Source organism: Phenylobacterium sp. (assembly GCF_036563385.1).
GTDB lineage: Bacteria > Pseudomonadota > Alphaproteobacteria > Caulobacterales > Caulobacteraceae > Phenylobacterium.
This window is the reverse complement of record NZ_DATCML010000011.1, coordinates 196,680-220,656: the sequence shown is the minus strand read 5'-3', so window position 1 is coordinate 220,656 and position 23,977 is coordinate 196,680. Positions and strand designations below refer to the sequence as shown.

26 protein-coding genes are annotated in these 23,977 nt (G+C 70.2%); 19 read left to right on the top strand and 7 right to left on the bottom strand.

Annotated features, from left to right (window positions below; genetic code table 11):
* Nucleotides 1–108: 108 nt before the first annotated feature.
* Complete coding sequence (locus VIL67_RS09205; protein ID WP_332048580.1) at nt 109–537, bottom strand: hypothetical protein; 429 nt, start codon at nt 535–537, stop codon at nt 109–111.
* Nucleotides 538–749: 212 nt separating this feature from the next.
* Here VIL67_RS09205 and VIL67_RS09200 point away from each other — a divergent pair, with 212 nt between their 5' ends.
* From VIL67_RS09200 to VIL67_RS09180, 5 genes are all read left to right on the top strand, one after another.
* Nucleotides 750–1,853, top strand: coding sequence for a class I SAM-dependent methyltransferase (locus tag VIL67_RS09200; RefSeq protein WP_332048579.1), 1,104 nt, complete (start codon nt 750–752; stop codon nt 1,851–1,853).
* 121 nt (nt 1,854–1,974) lie between these two features.
* Entirely contained in the window at nt 1,975–2,199 is a 225-nt protein-coding gene (locus tag VIL67_RS09195; protein ID WP_332048578.1) for a hypothetical protein, read from the top strand.
* A gap of 246 nt (nt 2,200–2,445) precedes the next feature.
* Nucleotides 2,446–5,379 (top strand): TonB-dependent receptor plug domain-containing protein, encoded by a 2,934-nt coding sequence (locus tag VIL67_RS09190; RefSeq protein ID WP_332048577.1) that lies wholly within the window; start codon nt 2,446–2,448, stop codon nt 5,377–5,379.
* A 38-nt stretch (nt 5,380–5,417) separates the two neighbouring features.
* On the top strand, nt 5,418–5,840 hold the full coding sequence (locus tag VIL67_RS09185) for a cupin domain-containing protein (RefSeq protein WP_332048576.1): 423 nt from the start codon (nt 5,418–5,420) through the stop codon (nt 5,838–5,840).
* A gap of 52 nt (nt 5,841–5,892) precedes the next feature.
* Nucleotides 5,893–7,647, top strand: a complete 1,755-nt coding sequence (locus tag VIL67_RS09180; protein WP_332048575.1) for a DUF885 domain-containing protein — start codon at nt 5,893–5,895, stop codon at nt 7,645–7,647.
* 233 nt (nt 7,648–7,880) lie between these two features.
* Here VIL67_RS09180 and carA read toward each other — a convergent pair whose 3' ends face one another.
* Nucleotides 7,881–9,053, bottom strand: coding sequence for a glutamine-hydrolyzing carbamoyl-phosphate synthase small subunit (carA, locus tag VIL67_RS09175; protein ID WP_332048574.1), 1,173 nt, complete (start codon nt 9,051–9,053; stop codon nt 7,881–7,883).
* 155 nt (nt 9,054–9,208) lie between these two features.
* Between carA and VIL67_RS09170 the strand changes: the two genes are divergently transcribed.
* The 6 genes from VIL67_RS09170 to sigJ all read left to right on the top strand — a co-directional run bounded on the left by VIL67_RS09170 (nt 9,209) and on the right by sigJ (nt 12,787).
* The gene (locus tag VIL67_RS09170; protein WP_332048573.1) at nt 9,209–9,646 is read left to right on the top strand and encodes a DUF1330 domain-containing protein; all 438 of its coding nucleotides are present in this window, start codon (nt 9,209–9,211) and stop codon (nt 9,644–9,646) included.
* Nucleotides 9,647–9,706: 60 nt separating this feature from the next.
* A complete protein-coding gene (locus VIL67_RS09165) occupies nt 9,707–9,949 on the top strand; it encodes a DUF1272 domain-containing protein (protein ID WP_332048967.1) in 243 nt (80 codons plus the stop codon).
* Between the two features lie 99 nt (nt 9,950–10,048).
* Nucleotides 10,049–10,747, top strand: a complete 699-nt coding sequence (locus VIL67_RS09160; protein WP_332048572.1) for an HAD family hydrolase — start codon at nt 10,049–10,051, stop codon at nt 10,745–10,747.
* A 219-nt stretch (nt 10,748–10,966) separates the two neighbouring features.
* The gene (locus VIL67_RS09155) at nt 10,967–11,350 is read left to right on the top strand and encodes a hypothetical protein (protein ID WP_332048571.1); all 384 of its coding nucleotides are present in this window, start codon (nt 10,967–10,969) and stop codon (nt 11,348–11,350) included.
* A complete protein-coding gene (locus VIL67_RS09150) occupies nt 11,350–11,901 on the top strand; it encodes a hypothetical protein (RefSeq protein ID WP_332048570.1) in 552 nt (183 codons plus the stop codon). The genes VIL67_RS09155 and VIL67_RS09150 overlap by 1 nt, the downstream gene beginning before the upstream one ends.
* A gap of 10 nt (nt 11,902–11,911) precedes the next feature.
* Nucleotides 11,912–12,787 (top strand): RNA polymerase sigma factor SigJ, encoded by an 876-nt coding sequence (gene sigJ / locus VIL67_RS09145; RefSeq protein WP_332048569.1) that lies wholly within the window; start codon nt 11,912–11,914, stop codon nt 12,785–12,787.
* An 18-nt stretch (nt 12,788–12,805) separates the two neighbouring features.
* Here the strand turns inward: sigJ and VIL67_RS09140 are convergent, their stop codons facing one another.
* Nucleotides 12,806–13,210, bottom strand: a complete 405-nt coding sequence (locus VIL67_RS09140; protein WP_332048568.1) for an energy transducer TonB — start codon at nt 13,208–13,210, stop codon at nt 12,806–12,808.
* 224 nt (nt 13,211–13,434) lie between these two features.
* Entirely contained in the window at nt 13,435–14,298 is an 864-nt protein-coding gene (locus VIL67_RS09135) for a hypothetical protein (protein ID WP_332048567.1), read from the bottom strand.
* 184 nt (nt 14,299–14,482) lie between these two features.
* Between VIL67_RS09135 and VIL67_RS09130 the strand changes: the two genes are divergently transcribed.
* Complete coding sequence (locus VIL67_RS09130) at nt 14,483–14,965, top strand: hypothetical protein (protein WP_332048566.1); 483 nt, start codon at nt 14,483–14,485, stop codon at nt 14,963–14,965.
* Between the two features lie 33 nt (nt 14,966–14,998).
* On the opposite strand, the gene VIL67_RS09125 is transcribed toward VIL67_RS09130, so the two are convergent.
* Entirely contained in the window at nt 14,999–15,469 is a 471-nt protein-coding gene (locus tag VIL67_RS09125) for an RpiB/LacA/LacB family sugar-phosphate isomerase (RefSeq protein ID WP_332048565.1), read from the bottom strand.
* 124 nt (nt 15,470–15,593) lie between these two features.
* Here VIL67_RS09125 and VIL67_RS09120 point away from each other — a divergent pair, with 124 nt between their 5' ends.
* The 5 genes from VIL67_RS09120 to VIL67_RS09100 all read left to right on the top strand — a co-directional run bounded on the left by VIL67_RS09120 (nt 15,594) and on the right by VIL67_RS09100 (nt 21,049).
* Nucleotides 15,594–16,232 (top strand): glutathione S-transferase family protein, encoded by a 639-nt coding sequence (locus VIL67_RS09120; protein ID WP_332048564.1) that lies wholly within the window; start codon nt 15,594–15,596, stop codon nt 16,230–16,232.
* 320 nt (nt 16,233–16,552) lie between these two features.
* Complete coding sequence (dnaG, locus tag VIL67_RS09115; protein WP_332048563.1) at nt 16,553–18,457, top strand: DNA primase; 1,905 nt, start codon at nt 16,553–16,555, stop codon at nt 18,455–18,457.
* Nucleotides 18,458–18,546: 89 nt separating this feature from the next.
* On the top strand, nt 18,547–20,484 hold the full coding sequence (gene rpoD / locus VIL67_RS09110) for an RNA polymerase sigma factor RpoD (protein ID WP_332048562.1): 1,938 nt from the start codon (nt 18,547–18,549) through the stop codon (nt 20,482–20,484).
* Between the two features lie 32 nt (nt 20,485–20,516).
* Nucleotides 20,517–20,771, top strand: coding sequence for a hypothetical protein (locus tag VIL67_RS09105; RefSeq protein WP_332048561.1), 255 nt, complete (start codon nt 20,517–20,519; stop codon nt 20,769–20,771).
* A complete protein-coding gene (locus tag VIL67_RS09100; protein ID WP_332048560.1) occupies nt 20,768–21,049 on the top strand; it encodes a type II toxin-antitoxin system RelE/ParE family toxin in 282 nt (93 codons plus the stop codon). Before VIL67_RS09105 ends, VIL67_RS09100 begins: the two co-directional genes overlap by 4 nt.
* A 98-nt stretch (nt 21,050–21,147) precedes the next feature.
* Here VIL67_RS09100 and VIL67_RS09095 read toward each other — a convergent pair whose 3' ends face one another.
* Nucleotides 21,148–21,768 (bottom strand): TIGR02466 family protein, encoded by a 621-nt coding sequence (locus VIL67_RS09095; protein WP_332048559.1) that lies wholly within the window; start codon nt 21,766–21,768, stop codon nt 21,148–21,150.
* A 129-nt stretch (nt 21,769–21,897) separates the two neighbouring features.
* Here VIL67_RS09095 and VIL67_RS09090 point away from each other — a divergent pair, with 129 nt between their 5' ends.
* Complete coding sequence (locus VIL67_RS09090; RefSeq protein ID WP_332048558.1) at nt 21,898–22,764, top strand: hypothetical protein; 867 nt, start codon at nt 21,898–21,900, stop codon at nt 22,762–22,764.
* 149 nt (nt 22,765–22,913) lie between these two features.
* A complete protein-coding gene (locus tag VIL67_RS09085) occupies nt 22,914–23,372 on the top strand; it encodes a DUF6152 family protein (RefSeq protein WP_332048557.1) in 459 nt (152 codons plus the stop codon).
* Nucleotides 23,373–23,450: 78 nt separating this feature from the next.
* Here the strand turns inward: VIL67_RS09085 and VIL67_RS09080 are convergent, their stop codons facing one another.
* Nucleotides 23,451–23,930, bottom strand: coding sequence for a hypothetical protein (locus VIL67_RS09080; RefSeq protein ID WP_332048556.1), 480 nt, complete (start codon nt 23,928–23,930; stop codon nt 23,451–23,453).
* Nucleotides 23,931–23,977: the final 47 nt, after the last annotated feature.

Genomic DNA, 23,977 nt, shown 5'->3' with positions numbered 1-23,977 from the left:
GGGCCCGCCATCTGTGTGGGTCTGTGTGGGTCTGTGGTTGTTCGCGCGACAGCGCGGTTGCTGAGTCGGCTTGGGTGACGGCTTTCGCCGGGATGAGCGGAAAGGGGGCTAGCTGGAGTCCGTGGGTTCGGGCTCGGGCTCCGGGTCCGCGGCCTCTGAGCGGGTGCGGATCTCGTAGAGGAGGTTGGGGTCGAGGCCGATGGTTTCGCAGGCCTCGATGACCATGATGTCGAAGTCGCGGGTCAGGAAGTCGGGCTCGGCCTCGGCGGCGTCGATGAACTCCGTGAGCTTCGTCCAGAAGGGATCGCCGGGCCGCGGGCGCGGGGGCGGCTCCGGCGCGTTCTCGGGTCGCACGAACCAGTCGGGGCCCTCGTCCTCGGACCAGAAGGCCTCGTCGATGCGGCTGCGGAGCGCCCGGCGGCGTTCGGCGCGCTCGGCCTCGCGCTTGCGGACCGCCTCCTGGGCTTCCTTGAGCAGCGCGTAGTCGGCGCTGGCGGCTTCCTTGGCCAGCTCGGCCTTGAAGCGGATGACCTTCATCTCGAGCGCCATGAACAAAAGGAGAACATAGGCATGCGCCGGAGTCAAGAAATATCGGCGCTTGCCCGGGTGGGGGGCGACAGCGAGTAATGGCGAAGGTCAGCTGTCGGAGGTGTCGTTTGTACCGGGGCCGGTTCGGGATCATCGCCGCTGTTCGTCGGGCGCTTGCGCCGGCAGGGCCGCGGCCGTCGGCGGCGGCGCGACCGGCGGCCGTGCGAACCGAGGCGCTCCCGGATCCAGCTGAGCCCGAGACCAATCATGCCCCCGAGCCTGAGCCCGCGGCGGCCGCAGCGGCTGCGCCGCCTGCCCCGGTGGTGGACCATCGGCCCTTCGTCCGGAGCCTCTACCGGCGGCTGATGAAGCGCCACCCGGAGGGCTTCGAGGTGGAGCACTGGGCGGAGGTGACCGCCACGCTGGGCCCGGCGGAGGTGGTGGAGCGGTTCTTCGATTCCGACGAATACGCGGCCAAGCACCGGGTGAACGACCGCTCGGAGTTCCCGCCCGGGCACTACTACTCGCCCGTGGTCGATCCCGACGCCCTGCGCGACGCGGGCTTCACCGTGGAGCGAGAGCTGGACGAGGCCCGTCTGGCCGGGATCGACCTGCGGCCGGAAGCCATGGTCGCGTTCTGGCATCGGAACCTGGAGATGATCCGCCAGGCGCCGTTTCCGGCCCGGGAGACGCCCCCGCGGCGCTACTATGCGGAGAATGACGTCTATTCGTGGGGCGACGCCCTGATCCTGCGGGCCATGCTGCACGAGCATCGGCCGAAGCGGGTGCTGGAGGTGGGGTCGGGCTTCTCCTCGGCCTGCATGCTCGACACCTGCGACGACCTGGGGCTGCCTACTCGGTTCACCTTCGTGGAGCCCTATCCGGACCGGCTTCATTCGCGGCTGACAGACGCCGACCGGGAGCGCTGCCGCATCCTGCCCATTCCGGTGCAGGCGCTGCCACCGCAGCCCTACGAGGCCCTGGAGGCGGGCGACATCCTGTTCATCGACTCGACCCACGTCAGCAAGACCGGCAGCGACGTAAACTTCGAGCTGTTCGAGATCCTGCCCAGGCTGAAGCCGGGCGTGGTGGTCCACTTCCACGACACCTTCTACCCGTTCGAATACCCGGAAAGCTGGATCTTCGAGGCGCGGCGCTCGTGGAACGAGCTGTACATCCTGCGCGCCTTCCTGATGGACAACCCGCGCTACGAAGTCCTGTTCTTCAACGACTATTTCGCCGCCAAACACCCGCGGGAAGCGGCGCTGGCGCCCAGGTTCAAGCTGAACGCCGGCGGCGGGCTGTGGCTCAGGAAGACGGGCTGAGCCTTGGCAGGCTGATCAAAAAAAGTGCTGATTCGGCGAAACTTATTCCCGCCTTAGCCATATTGGACAGGGACGGCCCACGTGTCCTGCGGCCGCCTTCCGGTACGGAGAGCTAGCGTCCATGTCCCTGATCGAGAAGATCCCCACGATGAGCGACGAGGAGGTCGTCAACCTGCTCGCCAACGCCCGTCGCCTGCAGGCGCAGGGGGATGAGAAGCAACAGGCCGCCGCGGCCGAACTGCTGCCGCGCCTGGAAGAAGAGGCCGCCGAGCGCCACGCCGCGCGCCAGCAGCGCATCCAGGCCAAGCGCGCCGCCTCCCGCCGGCCGAAGAAGGCCGCCGCCTGATCGGGCCAGTTCCGGGCGGCCGTTACCGTCAAGCTTAAGTCCAGTCGCGGCCGACTGCATTTGGGTTATTTGTGGCGCGCCTGCGCCACATCTTGCAGATAACGTCGATACCAGAGATGTCGCAGCCTCTTCATTGACTTGACTTGGCTGTGACATCGAGAAACATCGCGGCACAACCATGTGTTGCGAGTTCTTAGGGCGCCACTCACGACGCTGATGAGCTCGTCGTCAGAGGGGCTCCCGAACATGCGATCCGCCAAGACCCGGCTTCTGGCCGGAACCCTGCTGTCCGGCGCCATGGCGCTGGCCTTCGCTGCGCCGGCGCTCGCCCAGACCGCCGCCAATGATGTGGACGAAGTCGTGGTCACCGGCTCGCGCATCGCGCGACCGAACCTCGAGCTGGCCACGCCGGTGACCACGATCACCACCGAGGGCATCCGCAACGCGGGCACCCAGAACCTGGGCGACATCCTGGCCCAGCTGCCGGCGCTGTCCTCGTCGGGCACGGTGCGGGCCAATTCGGACTCCGGCTCGAACCTGGGCGGCCTGAGCTTCCCTGACCTGCGCAACCTGGGCACCGCCCGGACCCTGACCCTGATCAATGGCCAAAGGCACGTGTCGGGCGACGCGGGCGACACCGCGGTCGACCTGAACACGATCCCCGCCGCCCTAGTGGAGCGGGTGGACGTGATCACCGGGGGCGCCTCGGCCATCTACGGCTCGGACGCGGTCACCGGGGTGATCAACATCATCCTGCGCGACGACTTCGAGGGCTTCGAGTTCAACGTCCAGGGCGGCGCGCCGCTGAACGGCAAGTACGGCCAGAACTACTCGGCGTACGCAACCGGCGGGTGGAACTTCGCCGACGGGCGCGGCAACGTCACGCTGACCGCGTTCGGCGACAAGCAGGAGCGGGTGCGCGGGCCCGACATCGAGGGCCTGGCCGACTGGGGCACGATCGAGAACCCTGCCGACACCGGCCCCAACGACGGGATTCCGGACCGGCTTTACCGGCCCTACGTCCAGACCGAGTTCTTCCACCGCTACGGCTCGCTGGCCACCTTGGGCCTGACGCCGGTCAGCGGCTTCAACGCCGCGGGCCAGCCGGTGGCGATCCCGCCCCGCACGGGCGACAACAACCTGTTCTTCGGCTCGTTCGCCGAGCCTTGCGACGTCTGCGACTCCACCGACTTCGGCGTCACTGCGATCCCGCGCCAGACCCGCTGGGGGCTGGCCTCCACCTTCCGCTACCAGGTGACGCCGGCGATCCGCTTCCGGGGCGACGTGAAGTACGTCCAGACCAAGACGCTGGACACCTTCAGCCCGTCCTTCACCATCCTCGAGTACGAGCTGGACCCCGACAACGCCTTCATCACGCCGGCCATCCAAGCGGTGCTGAACCAGTACCCCAACCAGGGCTTCCTGCTCAGCCGGCTGAACTACGACATCGGAGGGCGCAACGACGACACCGACCGTCGCACCTTCCGCACCGTGCTGCAGCTGGACGGCGACTTCGACGCCGGCTTCTCGGACCTGCGTTGGGACCTGACGTACAATTTCGGGCGGACGCGCAACAAGTTCCACGGCACCAACGGCCTGATCCCGGGCAACTTCAACTCGGCGATCGACGCGGTGCGCGATCCGGCCACCGGGCAGATCCGCTGCCGACGCGACGTACCCAGCACCTGGTATGAGGGCTATTCGCCGATCCCGTCCGACCAGCTGACGAACGAGACCTGCGTGCCGTTCAACCTGTTCGGGGAGCAGAACAGCCGCGAGGCCATCGAGTACGTCACCTTCGAGGCCGACCGGAAGCACACCATCACCCAGCAGGTGGCCACCGCCACGGTGGCCTTCGACAGCCAGCGGTTCTTCAATCTGCCGGGCGGCGCCGTGGAGATCGCCGGCGGGGTGGAATGGCGCCGCGAGCAGAGCCGCAACATCAACGACCCGTTCGTCCAGACGGGCATCACCGAGACGGCCGCGCAGCCGAACGCAACCGGCGGGTTCGAGGTGAAGGAGGCCTTCCTGGAGGTGGAGGCGCCGATCCTGCGCGACGCCCCGTTCGCCCGGGAGCTGACGCTGAACGCCGCCATCCGCGGAGCCGACTACAGCCACGCCGGCAAGGCCACGGCCTATATGGTGCGCGGCGCCTGGGCGCCGGTGTCCGACATCACGCTGCGCGGCACCTATTCCAAGGCCACCCGCGCGCCGAACATCACCGAGGCCTTCCTGCCGGCGACGCCGGGTTTCAACGGCATCTTCGACCCCTGCGAGGCGGGCTCGCTGGGCGAGGACCCGGACCGGCCGGCCAACTGCGCGGCGCTGGGCGTGACGTTCGAGGACGCCACGGACAACCAGTTCCCGGGCGTCACCAGCGGCAACGCGGACCTGGAGTCGGAGCGGGCGGAGACCTACACCGTGGGCTTCATCCTGCGCCCGCGGTTCGCACCCGACCTGTCGGTGACGGTCGACTACTACAATATCAAGATCAAGGACGCGATCAGCTTCCTGGATCCTCAGGACGCCGCCGACAAGTGCGTGGATGGTCCTGAACTGGCGGTCGAATACTGCAACCTGATCGTCCGGGATCCGACCACGCGGCAGATCACCTCCTACCGCTCCACCTACCTGAACCAGGCCTCGCTGGAGACGGCCGGCTGGGACATCCAGGCGACCTACGGGCGGGACATCGCGAACTGGACGGCCGGCCTGGGCCCGCTGGCCAGGCTCGACGGGCGGGTGAACCTGTCGCTGAACGCCAACTACATCGAGAAGCTTCGCCAGTTCGCGTTCCAGGACTTCCCCGACACCGTCGACCGGGAGGAAGGCGAGATCGGCGACCCGCGCTGGTCGTTCATCTCGAGCGTGAGCTACGTGCAGGGGCCGCTGACGCTGACCTGGGAGAGCCAGTTCATCGACAAGGTCCGCCGCAACAAGGACCTGGCGCTGGAGCGGACCGACCGGCCCTACGTCGAGAGCGTCTGGTACCACGACCTGATCGCCCGCTACCGCGTCGACCTGTTCGGTTCGCAGGGCAGCGAGGTGTTCGTGGGCGTGAACAACATCTTCGGCAAGACCATCCCCGTGGGCCTGACCGGCAACAACGTGGTCCCGGGCGACGCCTCGTACGACATCTTCGGCCGCTGGCTGTTCGCGGGCGTGCGCGCCCGCTTCTAGGCGACAGCGCGCCGTCGAGGCTTGGCTGTGGAGGGGGCGTGGCGCATCCTGCCGGGATGCGCCACGCCCTCTTCGTTTCCGCCCTGCTCGCGACGCCTGCAGTGGCGGCCGCCCAGCCGGCTCCGCCGATCGCCACGATCACCGAGACCCTGTCCGGCCAGCCGATCAGCGCCCCGGCGGGGCGCCTGACGGTGACGATCTCCGAGACCCGGCTCGCGCCCGGCGGGACGCTGCCCGTGCACAAGCATCCCTATGCGCGGATCGTGCAGGTGCTGGAGGGGCGGCTGCGGGTGGCGAACCTCGACACCGGCCAGGCCCGCGAAGTGGCGGCAGGGGACTGGCTCGTCGACGCCATCGACCAGTGGCACGAGGCGGCGGTGGTGGGCGACGCGCCGGTCCGGCTGCTGGTGATCGACCAGGCGCCGCCGGGCGCGGCGGTGACGGTGCTGCGCGCGCCCTGAGCGCGGGCGAGGCGGCTTGGCGGGGCGGCGGCCCCGTGCTGAAACGGCGGCCATGAGCAAGCTCCAGCTGACCCGCCGTGCGCTGACCGCCGCCGGCTTCGCCCTTCTGGCCACGCCGGCCGCGGCAGCCACGGCCGCGGACGCCCGGTTCGCGAGGCTGGCGGCCCGCTACATCGACGAGCTGGCGCGTGGCGGTCCGATCGCGGCGACAACCCTGGGCGACCACCGGTTCGATGACCAGATTGACGACCTGTCGGCGGCGGGGCGGGCGAGGCGGCGGGCGGCCACGCAGGCGCTGCTTCGCGAGGCCGAGGCGCTCAGGGCGGGCGAGCTGTCGCGCGAGAACCAGGTGGACCTGGCGCTGCTGAAGAACCAGCTGCGCTACGAGCTCTGGAGCGACGCGGTGCTGCAGCCGTGGGCGTGGGACCCGCTGACCTATTCGGGCGCGGCGGGGAGCGCGCTCTACGGCCTCATGGCCCGCGAGTTCGCGCCGCGGCCGCAGCGGCTGCGCTCGGCCATCGCGCGGATGGAGAAGCTGCCCGGCCTGTTCGCTCAGGCGCGGGCGGAACTCGCGCCGGCGCGCGTGCCGCTGATCCACGCCGAGACCTATGCACGCCAGCATCCGGGCGTGCTGTCGATCGTCGATACGATGATCGGCAATGACCTGGCGGGGCTGACCCCGGCCGAGCAGGCGCGGTTCAAGGCGGCGGAGGCCGGGCTGCGCACGGCGGTGGCGGAGCACCAGACCTGGATCGACCGGACGCTGGTCCCGCAGGCCAAGGGCGACTTCCGGCTGGGGGCCAAGCTCTACGACCAGAAGCTGGCGTTCGCCCTGATGTCGCCGATGTCGCGCGCCGAGATCCGGACGGCGGCGGAGGCGGCCCTGAAGGCCGCGCGGGCCGAGATGTTCCAGCTGTCCAGGCAGATCCTGGGCGACAAGGCGCCGGCCGGGGGCGAGCAGGCGGTGATCGAGGCGGCGCTGGAGCTGTCCTACCGCGACCACGCGCCCCGCGAGGGGATCGTCGACCAGGCGCGCGGCTCCATCGACCAGGCCACGCGCTTCGTGCGGGAGAAGGACCTGATCACCCTGCCGGACGCGCCCGTGGACATCATCCTGATGCCGGAGTTCCAGCAGGGCGTGGCGGTGGCCTACTGCGACAGCCCAGGCCCGCTGGAGCGTCACCTGAAGACCTTCTACGCCATCTCGCCGATCCCCAAGGACTGGAGCGAGGAGCGGGCCGAGAGCTTCCTGCGGGAATACAACCGCCGCATGGTCCACGAGCTGAACATCCACGAGGCCATGCCGGGCCACTTCGTGCAGATCTGGCACTCGAACCGCCACCCCTCGACGCTGCGGGCGGTGCTGGGGTCCGGGCCGTTCGTGGAGGGCTGGGGGGTCTATGCCGAGGACCTGATGGCCACCCAGGGCTACCTGGCCGACGACCCGCTGTTCCGGCTGACCCAGCTGAAGATGCGGGTGCGCTCGATCACCAACGCCATCCTCGACCAGATGGTGCACGTGGACGGGGCCGGCGAGGCCGAGGTGATGAAGTTCCTGACCGTCACCGCCTTCCAGCAGGAGCGCGAGGCGGCGGGCAAGTGGACGCGGGCGCGGGTCAGCTCGGCGCAGCTGCCGAGCTATTTCGTGGGCGTCGCCGAGCACGACGCGCTGAAGGCCGAGGCCGAGCGGCGGGCGGGCGCCGGGTTCAACCTCAAGCGCTACCACGACCAGGTGCTGAGCTACGGCTCGCCGCCGGTGCGCTACGCCCGGGCCCTGATGTTCAACGAGCCCATCGCCGAGGCTTAAAGGGGGACAGCCGACGACGGCGGTTCGGCGAAGGCCTGCTGGATGTCGACCACGAACCACACGAACCACACGAACGGCGCGGCGCTGAGCTGCGCGATCAGGCGAAGCTGCATGAGCTGATCGCCCGCCTATCGGCGGGCAAGCACGACCAAGGCGCGGCGTGCGACGTCCCGTTCGTGTGGTTCGTGTGGTTCGTGGTCGATTGCGGCGGGCCGGCTTGCGCCGCCGAGGGGTCAGGCCTTCGCGGCGTCCATGTTCTGGGCGAAGCGTTCGAAGAGGTAGAGGCTGTCGGTGGGGCCGGGGGAGGCCTCGGGGTGGTGCTGGACGCTGAACACCGGGCGGTCCTTCAGCGCGATGCCGGCGTTGGTGCCGTCGAACAGGCTGACGTGGGTCTCGACCACGGGCTCGGGCAGGGTCTCGCGGTCGACGGTGAAGCCGTGGTTCATGGAGACGATCTCCACCTTGCCGGTGGTGAGGTCCTTCACCGGGTGGTTCGCCCCGTGGTGGCCCTGATCCATCTTCACCGTCTGGGCGCCCAGCGCCAGGGACAGCATCTGGTGGCCGAGGCAGATGCCGAACACCGGGGTGCCGCTGTCGACGATCTTGCGGATCTCGGGCACCGCGTAGGCGCCGGTGGCGGCCGGGTCGCCCGGGCCGTTGGAGAGCAGCACGCCGTCGGGATTGCGGGCCAGGATCGACTCCGCGCTGGTGTCGGCCGGCACCACGGTGATCCGCGCGCCCACCGAGCTCAGCGCCCGCAGGATGTTGCGCTTCACGCCGTAGTCGATGACCACCACGTCGTACTTGGGATCAGTCGGCGGCTTGGCGTAGCCGTCGCCCCAGCTCCACAGGCCCTCCTCATAGGTGAAGGGCTGCAGGCAGGTGGCTTCCTTGGCGAGGTCGAGGCCGACCAGGCCGTTCCAGGCGCGCGCCCGCTCGACCAGGGCGTCGAGGTCGAAGAGGCCGGTGGGGCTGTGGGCGATGACGCCGTGCGGCATGCCCGTCTCGCGAATCTTGCGGGTGAGCGCGCGGGTGTCGACCCCGGCCAGGCCCACCACGCCGCGGCGGCTCATCCAGGTGTCGAGGTCGGTGTCGGCGCGCCAGTTGGCCGGACGGGTGGGGATGTCGCGGAAGATCGCGCCGCGGGCGGCGGTCTCGGCCGCGCCCGACATCTGCTCGATGTCCTCGACGTTCGTGCCCACGTTGCCCACGTGCGGGAAGGTGAAGGCGACGATCTGGGCCATGTAGGAAGGATCGGTGAGGATCTCCTGGTAGCCGGTCATGGCGGTGTTGAAGCACACCTCGCCGACCGCTTCGCCCACGGCGCCGACGCCGATCCCCTGGAGGATGGTCCCGTCGGCGAGGGCGAGCACGCCGGTGGCGCCGGGCAGCAGGTCACGGCTCATGGGCGTGTGGCTCCTTGGGATCGGGGGACGCGGCGGGCGAGGTCCCGCGCAAACGGTCGCGTAGGTAGTGAGTCCCGGAGGTGCGGTCAATGCGGGGTGACCGCGCTTTGCGCCAGCGCTATGCGATAGCGCGTCTGCCACGGAGGGTAAGGGACATGACCGCCGGCCATATCGATCCGGACCGCGAGGCCTGGGAGGCCTTCAAGGGCCTGCCGCGGGACCAGCCGATCCACATGCTGAACCTGATCCGGCTGAAGCCGAAGGCCGAGTACCCGGACGGGCACCCGGACCACGGCAAGGACCTCACCGGGCTCGACGCCTACCGCGCCTACGGCCGGACCACGGCGGCGATCTTCAAGCGCCTGGGCGGGCGGCAGGTCTGGGCCGGCAAGCCGCAGGTGATGCTGACCGGGCCGCAGTCCGAGGCCTGGGACCTGGCCTTCATCGCCGAGTACCCGAACGCCGAGGCGTTCATCGCCATGGTGCGCGATCCGGAGTACCGCGAGCACGTGCAGCACCGGACCGCCGCGGTGGCGGACTCGCGGCTGCTGCGGCTTTCGCCGGTGCAACCGGGCGAGGGCTTCGGCGAGTAGGCGCAAAACGAGGGAAGCTCGTCCTTTCGGCCGGCGCGGGGCGAGGGCATGCTCAAGGCCATGCTCCAGATGCGACCCAACTGCGAATGCTGCGACCGCGACCTCCCCCCGGAGGCGCCGGCGCGCATCTGCAGCTTCGAATGCACCTTCTGCCCGGACTGCGCCGAGGGCCGGTTCGGCGGGGCCTGCCCGAACTGCGGCGGGGAGCTGGCGGCCCGGCCGGTGCGGGCGTCGCGCCTGCTGGCCAAGTATCCGCCCTCGGCGGAGCGGGTGCTGAAGCCTCACGCACCCTGCGCGGCCTAGGGAAGAACCACGGAAGGCGCGGAAGACGCGGACCGGGCTCAGGCGGCGCGCCTCGGTGTGGTCCGTGTAATCCGTGGTTCCTTCTGCTAAGCGCGCGGCATGCGCATCACCACGGTCGGCCTCGATGCCGACGACACGCTCTGGCACAACGAGACGCTGTTCCGGCTGACCCAGGACCGCTTCCGGGAGCTGATGGCCGATGTGGCCGCGCCGGCAGTGCTGGACGCCCGGCTGGCGGAGATCGAGAAGCGGAACCTGCGGCTCTACGGCTACGGGGTGAAGGGCTTCACGCTCTCCATGCTGGAGACGGTGATGGAGCTCACCGGCGGCGAGCCGCCCGGGCGGATCATCGCCGACATCCTGGCCGCGGGGCGCGAGATGCTGAGCGAGCCGGTGGAGCCGCTGCCCGGGGTGGACCAGGCGCTGGCCGAGCTCTCCGGGCGCTACCGCCTGGTGCTGATCACCAAGGGCGACCTGCTGCACCAGGAGCAGAAGCTGGCCGCGTCGGGCCTGGGAGACCTGTTCGCCGCCGTGGAGATCGTCTCCGAGAAGGACGCGGCCACCTACGAGCGGGTGTTCGCGCGGCACGGCACCGGGGCGGCGGAGGCGGTGATGTGCGGCAACTCGGTGCGCTCGGACATCCTGCCCGCCCTCGAGGCCGGGGCGTACGCCGCCCACGTGCCCTATCCGCTGACCTGGGCGCACGAGATGGCCGACGCGCCGGTGGGCCATCCGCGCTTCGTGGAGCTGGAGTCCATCCGGCAGCTGCCGGGCTGGATCGCGGGGCTGCAGGGGTAGGGAACCACGGAATACACGGACGACACGGAAGGGCGTCTCGGGCGCCGCGAGCGCCCGAAGTCGCTGGCTGATCCTGCGCGCCGAGAGCGCGCGAATCCTTGGCGCGATTTCGGGCCAGTCGCCGGCGCTTCCGTGTCGTCCGTGTTTTCCGTGGTTCTATCTATGTCACAAGCCTGAGCGCTGCCGCGTCCTTGTGCCGAGACGGCTCAGGAGGGCGGCATGGGGCGGGTGATTGCGGGCGGGCTGGCGGGGGTGTTCGGGCTGAACGCCCTGGCCATGCTGTTCGCGGGGTACTGGTGGTACGGGCAGGTTCCGGGCGTGCCGCAGACCGGGCCCTACAATCCGCACTTCGTCATGGACATCGGGGCGGCCTACCTGGTCGCGGCGGCGGGGCTGGGCTGGTTCGCGTGGCGGCCGGGGCAGGGGTGGCCGGCGGCGGCCATGGCGGCCGGCTTCCTGGCGCTGCATGCCGCCGTGCACGTCTATGACGCCACCTGCGGGACGACGCCGCTGTCCGATGTGCTGCGCGATCTCGCCGGCGTCTACCTGCCCGCGCTGCTGGCGCTGGCGATCACCCTCATCCCCCGAAAGGAGACCGTGTGATGCTGCGAAGGATCCTGTCGCGCCAGGTGGACGCGTTCGAAAAGGCGTGGGGCTATGACGCGAGCTACATGCGCTTCCTGCTGCAGGCCTCGCCGGCGAGCTTCCTGAAGTTCGGCTTCGTGACCCGCATGGTGGACCGCCGGGCGGCGCCGGCCGAGGCGCTGGCGGCGGCCGGGATCGTGGGGACGCTGCACGAGGACTGCGGGCCCTGCACCCAGATCAGCGTCGACATCGCCGCGGCCGAGGGCGCCCGGCCGCACGTGCTGCGGGCCATCCTGGCGGGCGACGAGGCGGCCATGGGCGAGGACGCGCGGCTGGCCTGGCGCTTCGCCCGAGCGAGCCTGGCCAGGGACCTGGAGGCCGTGGAGCCGCTGCGCGAGGAGGTGGTCCGGCGCTGGGGCGACCGGGGGTTGGCCGCTGTGAGCCTGGCGCTCACCACCGCGCGCATGTACCCGACCCTGAAATACGCCCTGGGCTACGGTAAGGCGTGCTCGAAGGTGGTGGTGGACGGGGTGGCCGCGCCGATCGCGCCGCTCGCCAAGGCGGCGTAGGGTGACGCTCATGGAGGCCACGCTCGCTCCGCTCACCGACGCCTTCGAGGCGAACCGGCCGCGGCTGAAGCGGCTGGCTTATCGCATGCTGGGCTCGGTGGCCGAGGCCGAGGATGCGGTGCAGGACGCCTGGATGCGGTGGACGCGGGCGGGCGAGGGGGTGAACGACCCCGCCGCCTGGCTGGTGCGCACCACCACGCGGCTGTGCATCGACCGGCTGCGCGCCGCCAAGGCCGAGCGGGCCGCCTACAAGGGCCCCTGGCTGCCCGAGCCGCTGATCGAGCCCCTGACGCCGGACCCCGTTGAGCGGGCCGAGGACGTCTCGGTGGCCTTCCTGCTGGCGCTGGAGCGGCTGTCGCCGCTGGAGCGGGCCGTGTTCCTGCTGCACGACGTCTTCGACGAGGACTATGCCGCCGTGGCCGAGGCGCTCGGGCGGACAGAGGCCGCGGTGCGCCAGCTGGCCAGCCGGGCCCGCGAGCACGTGCGCCAGGCCCGGCCCCGCTTCGAGGTCGACCAGGCCAAGGCCCTGCAGCTGGCCCAGGCCTTCGTGGCCGCCGCCGCCGGGCAGGACTTCAAGAGCCTGGCCAACCTGCTCGCCCAGGACGCGGTGATGGTCACCGACGGCGGCGGCAAGCGGAAGGCGGCGCTCAGGGTCATGGCCGGCCGCGACGACATCATCCGCCTGCTGGAGGGCATAGCCTGGCGCACCGGCGGCCTGCCGGGCGTGGAGCGGTTCGAGCTGGTGCGGGTGAACGGCCTGCCGGGCATGGTGCTGCACCTCTCGGACGGCCCCGAGACCCTGGCCTTCGAGCCGGGCGAGGACGGGCTGATTGCGGCGGTCTACGCGGTGCGCAACCCCGAAAAGCTGGCGCACCTGGCCGGCTAGGGCGCTTCGGCCGCCGCCTCAGATCGCAAAACGGATCGGGATACGCACCTTGCCGCCGGAGACCGGGCGACCGTCGCGGGTCATCGGGCGCATCCGGAACTTGTCGGTCAGCTTGAGCGCCGCCTCGCCGAAGCCAAAGCCCGCGGGCGTCTCTTCGATGACCGTGCAGCCCGTCAGCGCGCCTTGCGCCGTCACGCCACATTCGAGGATGGCGCGGCCGCCGACTTCCGCCCGGTTGGCGGGCTCCGGGTAGACCTTCATCATCTCCTCGAACGTCGGCCGCTGCTGCCAATCCGGCATGGTGATCACCGAAATCCTGGCGCCTGGCGGCAACGGCGGCGGGCGACCCTGGGCGGCCGCGGAGGCTGCCGTGAGACCAAGCACGGCGGTGACGGTCAACAGGACGCGTTTCGGGTTGGGCATAGGCGCTCCGTCGAGGTTCGCCGTAGAACGCCGTTTGCCGATGGAAGCTCCACCGCAGAGGGTTACGAGAGTGCGTTCGGCGACGGCCGGCGACCGAAGCCCATGTCGCGCGGATCGCCGCGCGTCCGGCGTTCCGGACGGCGGAGGCTGGAGCCCGCTTCAATCGCGCAGCCGGGCTCCTGGCTCCGGGGGCAGCGGCCGGCTCGCAGAGCCGGCCGTCGAGCCTAGCCGAGGGCCCAGCCGCTTTCGAAGCCGCTCGCGTTGGCGAAGGCTCGCAGCTGGTGCGCCGAACCGGCTTCCGTGAGTTCGCCGCTGGCGACCGGAAGGACGAGCTTGTAGCCGGCCGTCCCGTCGACTTCGCCCGGGGTGCCGGCGCCCGCGCCGGCCCCCACCGTCATGCCGTGCAGGACGATCTCGCGCAGCGCCAGCATTGGATCGGCGCCGAGCATGTCGCGCGGCAGTTGGTAGCTTTCGACGAACATGATCTCGCCGCCCGGCGCGGTGGGGAACCCCTCCAGCCCGCTTTCGTGGGAGTGGCCGTTCTCCATACCGCTGCCGTTGTCGTGGACGGTGGTGAGGTTCAACAGCACCGGACCGTAGGCCGGCACCCCTTCAGCGAGCTCGATGAACCCGTCCCTGTCGCTGTCGAGGGCCCGCGTCGGGGTCATAGCGTCCTGGCCGTCGAGGAAGCCGTGGATATGCTGGACGTGCGGCTGATCCGGCTCGAGGCCGCGTGCAGAGATCGCCACCGTGATGGTGTCGGTCTCGTCGTCGAAGGCAACGATCGCCCCGCCCTGCACGCCGGAGCCGTTCAGGGCGGTGAACCGGGTGAAGTAGAAACTGTCAGCCGCCAGGAAGTCGTCTTCGCCGGTCAGTCGGAACGCGAGCTCGCGCTGGTCGTCGAGCCTCGCCTCATGGCGTCGTTCTTCCGCGCGGTCCCGGGCCTCTTCCGCACGCGCCTGGCCCTCCGCTCTCGCCTCAGCGCCCCGGGCCTGACCGGCCTCTCGGGCCGCCTCCGCCTTCGCCTGAGCCTCTTCGCGGGCCGCCGCGCCGCGGTCCTGGTGAATGTTTGCTGCCGATCTGGCCATCTGTGGTCTCCTTACTGAGCCCCACAACCCGACCTCACCCCCAATCTGTTCGGCGCACCGTTCCGTGATGGTGGTGACGCTTCGTTCAAGAGAGGGCAGTGTGCGAGTGCAGCATTCGCGCTGCGCTGCAGCAACGATCAAGGGCCCGGCGCGTTGAACAAGCTCACCTACAAGGAGACGGCTGATGCCCCGCGCCAAGGACACCACCCCGGCTGACGCCATGCCGGAGATCGAGAACGGCTTCGCGGCTCTGGAAGCCAAGGTGGAGGAGATGCAGGTGGAAGCCGCCATCGAGGCGGAGCTGAACGCCGAAGACGCCGCCGCGGCGGCGTCCACGATCGCGCTCGAGGAGATCCCGCAGGCGCGCCTCGTCGCCCCCGAACCTGAGGCGCCTGCCGCGGCCGAGACGCCGACCGCCGCGCCCGCCGCCGAGGCTCTGGCGGCCCCCGGCCCGACGGCAGCCGTGCAGGCCATGCTCGCGGCCCTGCAGGACTGCGCGCAGTCCACCTACCGCTTCCAGGCCGACAGCCTGGCGAGCTTCGCCCAGGTGCGCGGCCCGCACGACCTGCTGGCCGCGCAGGTGGCCTACAGCCAGCGCGCCGTCAGCCTGTGCAGGGAGAACCTGGCGCGGACGATGCAGGCGCTTCCGGTGTTCGCGACCCGGTGAGGTGACCCGCGCCCCCGCGCGGTGCATCGGCCTCTATCGCACGGCCGTCGACAGCCGGGCCAGCCGTTCGCGCCGGGCGGCGTAGCGGTCGCCGAGCGCCGGGGTCGTGAGGAAGGCGGCGAGGATCTGTTCCGCGGCGGCCGCGTCGGTGACGTCGGCGCCGAGGACCAGCATGTTGGCGTCGCCGTGCTGGCGGGCGGGAACGCTCTCCTCGACGGTGTGGAGGAGCGTGGCGCGAATGAAGGGGAAGCGGTTGGCGGTGATGGCCATCATCTGGCCGCTGCCGCAGATGCCGACGGCGAAATCCGAACGGCCGGCCTCGAGCTCGGCGACCAGGCGCAGCGCGTAGTCCAGGGCGTCGACGCGTTCGTCGGCGCTATCGGTCCCGCAGTCGCGTACGGCGTAGCCGGCCGCTTCGAGCCATGCGCCGAGGCGGGCCTTGAGGGCGACGCCGCGATGGTCGGCGGCGAGGGCGATCGGCTTGTCGGTCAGACTTGCGGCCATGCGGCGGCCTACCGCGAGGTGGGCGCGGGGGCAACCGGCCGGCCCAGCACACGTGCAGGCGGGCGCCGCGCCCGCCGGGTGAGGTATGCTGCGCGCACGGCCGGGCGGGAACAGGGGCTGTGAGATGGGCGAGCTGATCATCTGGACATACGACTGGGTTCCGGAAGGGCCGCGCGGCTTCGTGCGGGACCTGCGGCTGAGGTGGGCGTGCGAGGAGGCCGGCCTGGCCTACGAGGTGCGCACGGTCCCGTTCGAGGGACGTGGCGCCGATCACTTTGCACGCCAGCCGTTCGGCCAGGTTCCGTTCCTGAGCGACGGGCCGCTGGAGATCTTCGAGAGCGGGGCAGGGCTGCTGCACCTGGCGCGCAAGAGCGAGGCCCTGATGCCGCGCGATCCCGCCGGCGAGGCGGAAACCCTGCAGTGGACGATCGCGGCGCTGAACTCGATCGAGATGGTGTCGGTGCCGTGGTGGTTCCTGAAGATCAGCGGCGAGCCGGACAACAAGCTCACCGGCTGGCTGGGCCAGCGCCTGGACCATGTGGAAGCGGTGCTGCGCGAGCGCGAATGGCTGGCGGCCGGGCGCTTCACCGTGGCGGACCTGCTGATGGCCGACGTGCTGCGCGTGCCGGACGTCCGCGCCTTTGGCGAGCGGCCGGCGAGCGAGGCCTATGTGGCGCGGATCACCGCGCGGCCGGCGTTCCGGAAAGCGCGGGCGGAGCAGGTGGCGGGGTTCGACGCGGCGGATGCGGCGCGGGCGGGGTAGGGGCGGGTAGCCGAACGTCAGCTGACGACCCGCAGCGGCCTCTTACCTCCCCCGCGGAGCGGCGGGAGGGGGACCGCCCGCCGACGCCCGCGCCAGCGGGCGGAAGAGCGGGGGGTGGAGGGGGCGAGCCTCAGGCTGAGCGTACGGGCGTGGTGGCAGGCGCGGCGCGTGGGGCTTGCCCCCTCCACCCCCGGCTCTTCGGCTTCGCCTCGGCCGGCGGTCCCCCTCCCGCCATCGCTGCCGCGATGGGGGAGGTAGGATCCAGAGATGTTCGCTGCGCCGCCGCGACTTTCCGCCCGGGAGTTTGCTAAAAGGCCCGGGTGCGCTTCGACGAACGCTTCCTCGACGAGATCAAGTCCCGCCTTCGGCCGTCCGATGTGATCGGCAAGACGGTGAAGCTGCGCAAGCAGGGGCGGGAGTACGTCGGGCTGTCACCGTTCACCAAGGAGAAGACGCCGTCGTTCTACGTGAACGACGACAAGGGCCAGTTCTTCGACTTCTCGTCGGGCAAGTCGGGCGACCTGATCACCTTCCTGCAGGAGACCGAGCGGCTGACCTTCACCGAGGCGGTGGAGCGTCTGGCGGCCGAGGCGGGGCTGGTGTTGCCGGTGGCGGATCCCCAGACCGCGGCGGTGGAGAAGAAGCGCCAGGGGCTTTCGGACTGGCTGGAGCTGGCCGCCCAGTGGTTTGAGGCGGAGCTGCGGCGTCCCGCTGGGCGTGACGCGCGGGCCTATCTGGAGAAGCGCGGCCTGCCGGAGACGGAGTGGTCCAGGTTCCGGCTGGGGTTCTCGCCCTCGGGCCGCACGGCGCTGAAGGACTACCTGATCGCCAAGGGGGCCCGGCCGGCGGAGCTGGTGGAGGCGGGGCTGCTCATCGCGCCGGAGGACGGCGGGGCCCCGTATGACCGGTTTCGGGACAGGATCATCTTCCCGATTGCGGACGGGCGGGGGCGGATTGTCTCGTTCGGCGGCCGGGCGATGGATCCGCAGGCCCGCGCCAAGTACCTGAACGGACCCGAGACCAGCGTCTTCCACAAGGGCGCCAACCTCTACGGCCTGCACGAGGCGCGGAAGATCCTGGCGGCCGCGCCGAGCGGCGAGCACCCGCCGCTGCTGGTGGTGGAAGGCTACATGGACGTGATCGCCTGCCAGCGGGCGGGGATCCCCGCGGTGGCCCCCATGGGCACGGCGCTGGGCGAGGACCAGATGGAGCTGCTCTGGCGCCACCACCCGGAGCCGACCCTGTGCTTCGACGGCGACCGGGCCGGTAGGCAGGCGGCGGCGCGCTCAATGGACCGGGCGCTGCCGCTGCTGAAGCCGGGCAAGAGCTTCAAGTTCGCCATCGTGGAAGGCGGCAAGGACCCGGACGAGGTGCTGCGCGAGCAGGGGCCGGCGGCGCTGAAGGCTCAGGTGGCCGAGACCACGCCCTTCGTCGAGGCCCTGTTCGTGCGCGAGCGGGACCTGGAGCCGCTGGACACGCCGGAACGGCGGGCGGGGTTCAAGGCCAGGCTGCGGCAGGCGGCTCAGGCGATCGCCGACAAGGACCTGCAGCAGGCCTATCGCGACGCCCTGCTGGAGAAGTACGACGCCCTGTTCGCCAAGCCGCCACGCGACGGCGGCGGCGGCGGGGACGGGGGGCGCGAATGGCCGCGCGAGGGAAGGCGGCCCTGGCGGCCGGGGGGCCGCGAGCAGGTCCCGCTCGCCCCCACGCCGGAAGGCAAGGCTGCGGCGAAACGTCTCGCCGAGCGGATCGAGGCCGTGCCGGCCGCCCTGGCCCGCTTCGCCATCGAGGAGCCGACGGTCCTCGACGACCACCTGGAGGACGCCTTCACGGCCGGTGGGTTCGGAAATCCCGCCCTGGCCAAATTGACAAAGGAAATCATCCGGCTGCGACTCGAGTCGGACCACCTTGACTCCCACGCCGTGCAACGCCATCTGGCGGCGTGCGGATTTAGCGCGCTGTTGACAGACATCGATCGGGCCGCTGCGACTTCGGGCGCGCCCATACTCAAAGATGATGTCTCCCTCGATGCGCGGAGATCCCAGTGGTCGCGTGGCTTCGCCGCCCTGGCACGGGCGGCGGCGCTGGATGACGCCATCGGGGCTGCGAAGGGAAACCTCCGCGGGCGAGCCGACATGGCGGCGTTCGAGCGTCTCAAAGGAGAGCGCGACGCACTGAAGCGCGCCATCAGAACGGGAACGATTTGGACGGAAGACGGGTCGTAAGGTCGCACGCGACTTCACGGACCGACCGCCAAGACCATTTTTCGGCCCGCGCCTTGCAGGCGGCGCGGCAGCCGATTTCGGAGATTTAGATGAGCACCAATACGGCCGAAGCGGAAACGCCCGAAACGACTGGCGGAGACGGCCCGCTGCTCGACCTGACGGACGCCGCGGTCAAGAAGTTCATCAAGCAGGCCAAGGCCCGCGGCTACGTCACCATGGACGAGCTGAACAAGGTGCTCCCGTCCGAGGAGGTCACCTCCGAGGCGATCGAGGACACGCTGGCGATGCTGTCCGAGATGGGCGTCAACGTCGTCGAGGCGGAAGAGGACGCCGAGGGCGGCGAGGTGGCGGTCCGCGAGGAAAGCGCGGTGGTGGAGACGGCCAAGGAGCCGGCCTACGACCGCACCGACGATCCCGTTCGCATGTACCTGCGCGAGATGGGCTCGGTCGAGCTGCTGAGCCGCGAGGGCGAAATCGCCATCGCCAAGCGCATCGAGGCCGGCCGCGACACCATGATCCGCGGGCTGTGCGAGTCCGCGCTGACCTTCGAAGCCATCATGGTGTGGCGCGAGGAGCTGGGTTCGGGCCGCATCCTGCTCCGGGAGGTGATCGACCTCGAGCAGACCTACGGCGGCCAGAACGCCGGCGCCGACGCCCTGCCGGCCGAGGCGCAGGCCGACGGCGAGGAAGAGGAAGCCGACGAGGCCGCCGAAGCCGGGTCCGCCGAAGGCGAGAGCGACGACGACTTCGACGACGGCGCGGGCCCGACCATCAGCGCCATGGAAGCCGAGCTGCGCGAAGGCGTGATGGCCACCCTGGACGCCATCGCCGCCGAGTTCGAGAGCTTCCGCCTGCTGCAGGAGAAGCTGGTCAACGCCCGCCTGAAGGGCGAGGACCTGTCGGACGCCGACCGCAAGGCCTACCAGGCGGCGACGACCACCATCGTCCAGCACCTCAAGACCCTGAAGCTGAACAACAACCGCATCGAGGCGCTGGTCGAGCAGCTCTATGCGATCAACAAGCGCCTGATGGGGCTGGAAGGCCGGCTGCTGCGCCTGGCCGACAGCTACGGCATCAGCCGCGGCGAGTTCCTGAAGGCCTACTTCGGCCAGGAGATGCGTCCGGACTGGAGCGACCAGGTGAAGGCGCTGGGCGTGCGCTGGACCAAGTTCGCCGAGAACGACGCCAGCCAGATCGGCGAGATCCGCCAGGAGATCGCCGCGCTGGCCATGGAAACCGGCGTGCCGATCGACGACTACCGCCGCATCGTCCAGACCGTGCAGAAGGGCGAGCGCGAGGCCCGGCAGGCCAAAAAGGAGATGGTCGAGGCCAACCTGCGCCTCGTGATCTCCATCGCCAAGAAGTACACCAACCGCGGCCTGCAGTTCCTGGACCTGATCCAGGAGGGCAACATCGGCCTGATGAAGGCGGTGGACAAGTTCGAGTACCGTCGCGGCTACAAGTTCTCCACCTACGCCACCTGGTGGATCCGGCAGGCGATCACCCGCTCGATCGCCGACCAGGCTCGGACCATCCGCATCCCGGTGCACATGATCGAGACGATCAACAAGATCGTCCGCACCAGCCGCCAGATGCTGCACGAGATCGGCCGCGAGCCGACCCCGGAGGAACTGGCCGAGAAGCTGGCCATGCCGCTGGAGAAGGTCCGCAAGGTCCTGAAGATCGCCAAGGAGCCGATCTCCCTCGAGACCCCGATCGGGGACGAGGAGGACAGCCACCTGGGCGACTTCATCGAGGACAAGAACGCCATCCTGCCGATCGACGCGGCCATCCAGTCGAACCTGCGCGAGACCACCACCCGCGTTCTGGCGTCGCTGACGCCGCGCGAGGAGCGCGTCCTGCGGATGCGCTTCGGCATCGGCATGAACACCGACCACACCCTGGAAGAGGTGGGCCAGCAGTTCAGCGTGACCCGCGAGCGGATCCGCCAGATCGAGGCCAAGGCGCTGCGCAAGCTGAAGCACCCGAGCCGCTCGCGGAAGCTGCGGAGCTTCCTCGACAGTTGACGTGAGCCGCCGTCGGACGGAGCCTCTCAGCCATGGCCGACGGCGAGCTGACCCTGAAACTGGATGACGCTACGGCCCGTCGGCTCAAGGAGGTGGCGGACGCCGTCGGCGTGCCCGTGGAGACCCTGGCGGCTGACACCCTGACGCAGGCCTTCGGCGACGCGGACGTGGCCGAGGACCTGCGCCGTTACGCCGAATACCGCCGCACAGGGGAGAGCCTGTCGGTCCAGGAGGCCCTGCAGGCCTTCGACGCGGAAATCGAAAGGCGTCCGGCGGCGCGCCCTTGAGCCACCGCGTCTTGCTCTCCGTCCATGCCAGGGGCGACCTTCGCAGGCTCGTGGAGCATCTGGGCGGTGTCAGTCCGGACGCCGCCGCGCGGGCGCGACAGAGCCTGCTGGACGCGCTGGCCTCCCTGGAAACCCTGCCCGAACGTGCGCGCCGCCTGCCGGGCGGAGTGCGCGAGCTGCCGGTGAGGTTCGGCGCCTACGGCTATGCGATCAGGTTCGTTGGCGAGGGCGAGGTGGTGTTCGTCACCCGCATCCGGCATGGCCGTGAGCCGGACTGAGGCTTCAGCCGCCAACCGCTGAAACCGCGGGTCAAGCGAATGGCCCTGCCGGTCATGGGTGTTCGGCGGCGGGCCGCTAGTCTCCGGCCATGCCCGCCCTAGCGCCAGCCGTAGTTGAAGCTGACCGAGATGCGTTCGGTCTTCGCCTGGTTGGCGGGGACTTCGTGGCGCAGCCAGCTCTCCCAGAGGATCACCGTGCCCGGCTGCGGGGCGAGGTAGACGAAGGCGCGCTGCGGCTCGGGGGCGTCCGGGAGCCTCGGCGGCGCGGCCATCATCAGGGGCAGCCGAGGGTCCTCCAGCTTCAGGGCGCTGGCGCCGGGCGGGGTGCGGACATAGACGGTCCCGGAGATCACGCTGTGCGGGTGGATGTGGCCCGTGTGGCCGGCGCCCGGCTTCAGGATGTTGACCCACAGGCTGTCGAGCCTGAGCTTCCCGCGCCCGAGGTCGTAGGCGAGTTCGCCGGCGAAGGCGGCCACGTGCCGGTCGAGCTTCTTCTTCAGGTCGCCGAAGATGCTGGCCCTGAGCGGCAGGTCGTCCAGCGAGGCGTAGGAGGTGTAGCCGCCGTAGGCGTTGGCCTTGCACCACGCCCGGCCGGCCCGGTCCTCGTCGGCCAGCATGCGGCAGGCGGCTTCCAATTCGGCATTGAAATTTTCGAAGGTTCGGTCTGTGCTAAGCGTCGCTTCATAGACCGGAGTCGGGAAGAGGAGGCGCAGGGTCATGGGCCGGCGCTAGTCGTCCCGAGGCCGAAAGTCAAAGCCCCGCCCGGCTGGACGGTCCGCCGCAGGCGCGGTTAGAGTTGTTGGAAATGAGGGTCCCGCAACGATCGGGCCCCTGGGGGAGCGAGACGAATGATCAGGACTGTGGCGGCTCTGGCGCTGGCCAGCGTGGTGATTGCGGGCCAGGCGGAAGCCCAGCCGCGGCGCGGCGGCGCGCCGGCGGCGGCGACCTACAAGGCGCCCCGGCTGCCCGGAGCCAAGGTCCCGGACCTGAACGGCGTCTGGCAGGTGATGAACACCGCGAACTGGGACATCGAGCCCCACGCGGCGCGCGCCGCCCTGCAGTTCCGCCCCGGCCCGGTGACGCCGGTGCCCGCCAAGGAAGTGGTGGCGCTGGGCGCGGTCGGCGCGGTTCCGGCAGGTCCGGGGGTCGTCGAAGGCGGCGAGATCCCTTACACACCCGAGGCCAGGAAGATCCGCGACGAGAACCGCGCCGACTACCTGAAGCGCGACCCCGAGGTGAAGTGCTACCTGCCGGGCGTCCCGCGCGCCAACTACATGCACCTGCCGTTCCAGATCTTCCAGTCGGACAAGGCGATGCTGATCGCCTACGAATATGCCGGCGCGGTGCGCAACGTCCTGTTCAACGACCCCGGCCCGCCGCCGGTGGACAGCTGGATGGGCCAGTCGGTGGCCAAGTGGGAAGGCGACACCCTGGTGGTGACCGTCACCGGCCAGCTTGACCGCACCTGGTTTGACCGCGCGGGCAACCACCACTCCGGCGAGATGGTCGTGGTGGAGCGCTGGACGCCGACCAGCCCGACGACCATGCGCTACGAGGCGACGATCACCGATCCGTCGACCTTCACCCGCCCGTGGAAGATGAGCATGAACCTGTACAAGCGGGTGGGCGAGGACGCCCGGCTGCAGCAGTTCAAGTGCGTCGAGTTCGTCGAGGAGCTGATGTACGGCCACCTCCGGAAAGAACCGCTGAAGTGATTTTCAGGGGGCCGGCCGGTGGTCGCGCCCCCATTCATGCCCCGGTCATCGGGCCGCCCGGATAAGGGAAACCTTGTTATCCAGGCGTCTTGCGAGCAGGGCGTGAGGCGAAGATATTGCAGTCACCATCTGGCGCTGGAGGCGCGTAAATGAATTTCCGTCGGTTCGTTGTTCCCACCATCCTTGCGGCGTCGGTCGCTGCGGCGGGCGCCGTCGGCGTCCAGCAGGCCCAGGCCCACCACGCCTTCGCCGCCGAGTTCGACGGCAAGGCCCCCGTGCTGCTGCGCGGCAAGGTGACCAAGGTGGAGTGGATCAACCCGCACGCCTGGGTGCACCTCGCCGCGGTGATGCCGAACGGCCAGACCCAGGCTTGGATGGTCGAGGGCGGCACGCCCAACACCCTGCTGCGCTCGGGCATCAACCGCAATTCGCTGAAGCCCGGCACCGAGATCGTGGTCCGCGGCTACCAGTCCAAGGACAAGGCCTGCACGCCGGTCTGCAAGGCCAACGGCCGTGACGTGACCTTCCCGGACGGCCGCAAGCTGTTCATGGGCTCCTCGGGCACCGGCGCGCCGAAGGATGGCTCGGACCCGACCGAGAAGCGCTGATCCGGGCCTGACGGCCAAACCAAGAAGGCCCCGGAGGCGACTCCGGGGCCTTTCTGTTGGGCGCTGGATGAAGGCCGCTCAGCCCTTGGGCAGGGGCGCCTCGGCGTCCTGCGGTCCGACGACGAACTTCTCGTGGCAGGCGACGCAGGTCTCGTAGAGCCGGCCGCCGGTGTCGAACACCGCCTGCCTGTCCATCTTCATGGCCGCCTGCTTGGCCTCGAGCGCGCGGGCGGTCATGTCGCGTGCGTAGCGGTTCCATTCGGCGACCGGCTCGCGCGGGCGGCCGGGCAGCATGAGCAGGTTGCCGGCTTCGGCGACGGTGGAGGCGCCGTCCTCCACCACCTTCCAGCCCTCGGGGGTGGTTGGCGACAAGTCCCGCTCGCCCTGTTCGGTGAGCTCGGTCCCCGAGCCGCGCCAGAAGGCGAAGGCGGCCGGATCGATCACGTGGATCATCAGCTCGGCCATGTCCTGGTCGGTGTTGTAGGCGGGCGGCTCGGCTTTCGGCGAGCAGGCGGCGAGCGCCAGCACGCAGGCGGCGGCGAAGAGGCGGCGCATCATCGGTGTTTCCCCCCTGGCGCGGCTTGGCGGTGCGCGCCGTCGATCGG